Genomic DNA, 4,994 nt, shown 5'->3' with positions numbered 1-4,994 from the left:
ACCGCACCGGCCGCGAGGGTCGCGACGGCCAGGACGCCGGCGAAGCCGACGGTCGTGCTGCCCCACACCCGTGGCGGCGGTCCCGGGTCGGCGACGGGGCGCCGGCGCGGCCAGGCCGCGAGCGCGAACAGCGGCAGCAGCAGGAGCAGACCGCCGAAGATGCCGAGGCGGTACCAGCGGTCGGTGGCGAACTCGAGCGTCACGGTGCCACCGGCCCCGGCGGGCACGACCCAGCCCTGCTGCCAGCCGTCGACCACCACGGGCGTCAGTTCGGTGCCGTCCGCGGCCGTGGCGACCCAACCGACGTTGGTGCTCTCCGGCACGACGACGATCCGCTCCCGCTCGGCCGCAGGCACCTCGAGTTCGCGCAGGTTCTCCGTCCAGGTGCCGACGGCGAGCTCGGTGGGTTCGGGCGACGGCGGGCTCACGGCGCCGGGCACCGGCAGCCGCAGCGTCCCGACGGTGAACGCCTGGCCGGGGTCCAGCTCGACGTCGACGTGCCCGGCGGGCAGCGGCGCGACGGTCTCGTCGCACAGGGTGGCGGGTACCTCGACCCCCGCGGCGAGGTCCGCGACGGTCGCGGTGACCGACGTCCGGTAGGTGCGGCCGTCGACGGTCAGCACGGGCCCGGCGTCGCACCCGACGGTGACCTGCCGCTCGTACACCGGGTCCTGCGGGCCGATCGGCCCGTCCGGGCCGAGCACGGTCACCTCCGCCAGTCCCGGCGGGCCGACCTTGGCGAAGCCGAGCACGGTCTGGTCCAGCACGTCGTCCCAGCCGACCAGGCTGAGCACTACCCGGTCCGTGACGTATGGTTCGAGATCGATTGTCGCTGTTGATGATTCGATATCGCGCACCTGCGGGCCGTTGCCGAGGTCGACGGCGACGCGGGTCGGCCGCGCCGGCAGCGGTCCCGGGCTCGGCGCCACCTCGAGGCCGGTGACCAGCTGCGGGGACGGCAGGTCGAGGGTGAGGGTCGGTCGCGGTGCCCCGGGCCGCACCGCCTCCTCCGACGCCGTCCACGTCGTCCGCGGATCACCGTCGGTGGCGGCGAACGCGGAGCCCTGCAGGTCCACGACGTCGGCGGCGCCGCGGGCGACCACCCGGTCCGGCAACGCGGCGACCTCGGCGAGCGCCGGGCCGGGCCGTCCCCGCACCCACGGCTGCGGCGCCACCGACGTCGCGTCGGGCACCGACAGGGTGCGGGTGAAGACGTTCGGCTCCTCGGGTGCGACGGCCAGGCCCCGCGCGCACCGCACCCGGTCGGGGGTGTCGACGCAGCTGCCGCGGCCGGGCAGCTCCTGACCGAGGTTCCAGCCCCGCACGGCGGCCCCGGCGGCGACGTCCGGCAGCACGATCCGCTGCCGGATGTCGACGGGCCGCGGGTTGTCCCGGTCGGTGAAGTCGTCCACCGCCACCTCGGTCAGCCCGAACTGGTTGCCCACGGATCCGTCCTCGGTGCGGGTGGAGGTGATCCGGATCCAGGTCGTCCGTCCGAGCGGCAGCGCCACCGTCTGTTCCCGGCCGGGCTTCTCGATGCGCACGGCGGTGCTGCCGCGGTCGGTGGTCACCTCGAGCCATTTCACCGGCGTGCCGATCGCGCCGGGGCTGGTGCTCAGCCGGAGCAGCCCGGCCTCGATGGGCCGGTCGAGGTCGAGTTGCAGCCATTGCCCGACCGCGGACTCGAGGCCGTTGCTGTGCCAGCCGGTGGTCGGGTCGCCGTCGACGGTGGCCGCCGGCCCGCTGCCGACGGAGGTGCCGCCGAGCTGGGTGGCGTCCGACGCGGAGCTGGACACGCTGATCCGCGCGCCCTCCCACTCGGCGCGCACGAGGTCGGTGTCCGGCACCGGGTAGTCCGGCACGAGGTTGTAGGTGCGCCGCGGGTCGCCGGCGGCGCGGATCGCCGAGCTGTGGTGGTCGACCTGGCCGTAGTCGGTCTCCCGGTCGGTGGGGGTGTCGGTGACGACGACGTCGCCGACGGGCAGGCCGGCCCGGCTCGCGTCGGCCGCGAGCAGCGCGGGGCCGGTGTTCCCCGGCTCGGCGTCGTCGAGCCGCAGCAGAGCCTCGGGACCGCCCTGGACGCGGGGAACGGTCGCCGCGTCCACGGCGTACGGGCCGACCGGCGCGCCGGGCACGTCCACGCGGTAGATCTCGATCGCCCGGTAGGCCGGTCGCAGGTCGGAGTCGGCGGTGAAACCCTCCTCGAAGTTCCGGGTGATCTCGTTGCCGAACTCGGCGACCCGCACGAGCCCGGGGGAGCCCTCGATCGCCCGGTGCACGAGCACCGGCCGCGCCGACGGCGACGTCTCCGGGTCGAGGTCGTTGCGGATCACCACGTAGCCGATGCCCTGGCCGCGCAGCGTCGCCGCCAGGCCGGGGGTGGGCCGGCCGTCGGCCAGGTGCCGCTGCACCGCGTCCAGGGCCCGGATCGCGCCGGGCGGCACGAGCGGCACGGCGTCGCGGGAGGCCCACGGCGTCGACGCGAGCGGCTGGATCGGCTCGTCGCGGGTCAGGCCCCAGATCTGGCTGCCGAACGGGGCGCCCGGCACGATCAGCGCGCGTTCCCCGCGGGCCGAGGTGTGCTCGTCGAGCCACGCGGCGGTCTCGTGCCAGTATCCGGGCACCGCGTCGTAGGCACCGCGCGGGGCGAGCCGGCCGGTCCACGCGAGCGACGTCGCGAGGGTCAGCGCCACGAGGATCAGGGTGGTGAACGCGACCATGGGCTGGCGTTCGGGGTGGGCGAACGCGGTCCGGGCCTGCCGCCACGGCACCGCGCCGGGCAGCGGCACCCGGCGCAGCAGGTGCGCGAGCCCGAGCACGAGCGGCAACCGCACCAGCGGTTCGAGCTTGTGCACGTTGCGCAGCGGGGCGCCGGCCGAATCCAGGAAGAACCGCACCTGCTCGGCGATCGGCGAGCCGAGTTCACCGACGTACCCGGCGGCCAGCCCGGCGATGCCGGCGAACAGGATCAGCGCCCACCGCCCCCGGGCGGGCATCGACCGCATCGCCAGCCCCGCGAGGCCCGCGGCGGCGAGCAGGCCGGTGACGAGGACCGCCGCGGGCTGGGTGACGAGCACCGCGCCGGCGATGCGCTCGGGGGAGACGAACGGGGTCCAGCTGCCGGTGCCGCGCAGCACCTCCGCCAGCGACGTCCACTGCGTCGTCACCCCGGACGATTCGATGTAGTCCAGGAACGGGGGACTGACCCGGCCGAGCAGCAGCAGCGGCACGATCCACCACAGCACCGCGACGACGCAGCTCGGGATCCACCACAGCGTGAACCGCCACCACCGCCGGTTCGGGCGGTGCGCGATCCACCACAGCCCGGCGACGAGGCACGCGGCGACGGTGGCGACGGCGTTGATCGCGCCCATGAGGGCCACCGCGACGGCGGACTGCGCGGCGAGCTGCGGTGCTCCCCGCCGGTGCGGGAGCGCCCGGTCGCCGTCGAGGTAGCGCACGAGCGGCAGCAGCACCCACGGCGCCAGCATCATCGGCAGCGTCTCCGACGAGATGGATCCGAGGGTGGTCAGCACGCGGGGGGAGAGTGCGAACGTCGCCGCGGCGATCAGCCGGGAACCACGGTTGCCGACGCCGAGCGCCTCGGCGAGCCGCACCACGCCCCAGAACCCGGCGAGCAGCAGCAGCGCCCACCACACCCGTTGGGTGATCCACGGGGGGACGTGCAGGAGCTGGCCGACGGCGAAGAAGGAGCCGTGCGGGAAGAAGTAGCCGTACGCCTGGTTCTGGACCTGGCCGAGCGGGGCGAGGCTGCTCCACTGGTGGGCGGCGCGGGTGAGGAACCCGAGGGGGTTCTGGGTCAGGTCGTACTTGGTGTCGGCGACGATCAGGCCGGGGGCCTGCGCGAACGCCAACAGCAGCGACACCACGGCGGCCCCGTACAACCACCGCCTGGAGAGGGGGTCGGCGGACGGTGCCCCACCGGGGTGGGGCACCGCGCCGTGGGAAGTGCGTGAACTCGTCGCGTGGATGGCGCCGTCAGCGGCTGCCGTACTCAACCTGGTTCAGCAGGGAGGAATCGGCGTTGCCGCTGCGGTCGACCTCCGGGCGGGTGTTCTCCTGAACCGCCGCCGTGACCCCGAACACCGCCACGGCGCCGAGGACGGCGCCGATCGCCGCGCTGACCAGGCCCGGGCCCAGGAACTTCGCCATACCCATCTCCCCATCGTCCGTCGTCGGCTTCCGTGTGCAGCCGACATTCGTCGTGCGCGACGGTGCCGGAACCGGTCCGGCGTCGTTGCGCTCCGCGTCAAGGTATCACCCGCACGGGTGCGACTGTGGCCTGCTCCACTCGCGGCGGCCTAGAGGCCGAGCACGCCGAGCAGCGTGCGCAGCTTCGCGGTGGTCTCGTCGAGTTCGGCCTGCGGATCGGACGCCGCAACGATGCCCCCGCCGCCCCACGCGAGGGCCCGCCTGCCGTCGGCGCTGAGCTCGGCGCAGCGGATCGCCACCAGCCAGTCCCCGTCGCCGTCCCCGTCGCACCACCCCACGGCGCCGCCGTAGAAGCGACGGTCGCCCTCCGTGCTGCGGATCGCCGCGAGTGCGGCCTCGGTGGGCGTGCCGGCCACGGCCGGGGTCGGGTGCAGTGCCGCTGCCAGCGTCAGGGCGTCCGTGCGGGGGTCGCGCAGGGTGGCGGTGATCGGGGTGGCCAGGTGCCACACGTCGCTCGTGGCGGTCAGCACGGGCGTGCCCGGGATCTCCAGTTCGCTGCACAGCGGGGTCAGGCGGGAGCGGATCCAGTCGATGACGAACGCGTGCTCGGCGAGGTTCTTCGCCGAGGCGAGCAGCTGCCGGCCCGCCTCACGGTCGGCGCCGGGGTCGGCGCAGCGGGCGGCGGTGCCCGCGAGCGGACGGCACGTGACGGCGTCGCCGCGGCGGCTGACCAGCAGTTCGGGCGTCGCGCCGACCAGGGTGTGGCCGCGGTACCGCTCGCCGGCGGCGCTCAGGTCCGCCGCGTAGACGTGGGCGGTGGG

Annotated in this window: 3 protein-coding genes; all 3 read right to left on the bottom strand. The window is 75.1% G+C overall.

The window, feature by feature from the left end:
* The coding region (locus CQZ88_RS14850; RefSeq protein WP_258008606.1) for an alpha-(1->3)-arabinofuranosyltransferase at positions 1–3,956 on the bottom strand (3,956 nt) is incomplete at its 3' end.
* 43 nt (positions 3,957–3,999) lie between these two features.
* Positions 4,000–4,173, bottom strand: coding sequence for a DUF2613 domain-containing protein (locus CQZ88_RS14845; RefSeq protein ID WP_006940271.1), 174 nt, complete (start codon positions 4,171–4,173; stop codon positions 4,000–4,002).
* Between the two features lie 149 nt (positions 4,174–4,322).
* Positions 4,323–4,994 (bottom strand): isochorismate synthase MenF (locus CQZ88_RS14840; RefSeq protein ID WP_180987021.1); only part of this gene is annotated, 672 nt, incomplete at its 5' end.

The sequence above is a fragment of the Rhodococcus sp. ENV425 genome (assembly GCF_002887785.1).
Classification (GTDB): Bacteria; Actinomycetota; Actinomycetes; order Mycobacteriales; family Mycobacteriaceae; genus Rhodococcus; species Rhodococcus aetherivorans.
This window is presented reverse-complemented; position numbering and strand designations above follow the sequence as displayed.

Bases quoted from the DNA above. Each gene is read 5' to 3' on its own strand.
- CQZ88_RS14845 (WP_006940271.1), bottom strand. From the start codon at position 4,173: ATGGCGAAGTTCCTGGGCCCGGGCCTGGTCAGCGCGGCGATCGGCGCC.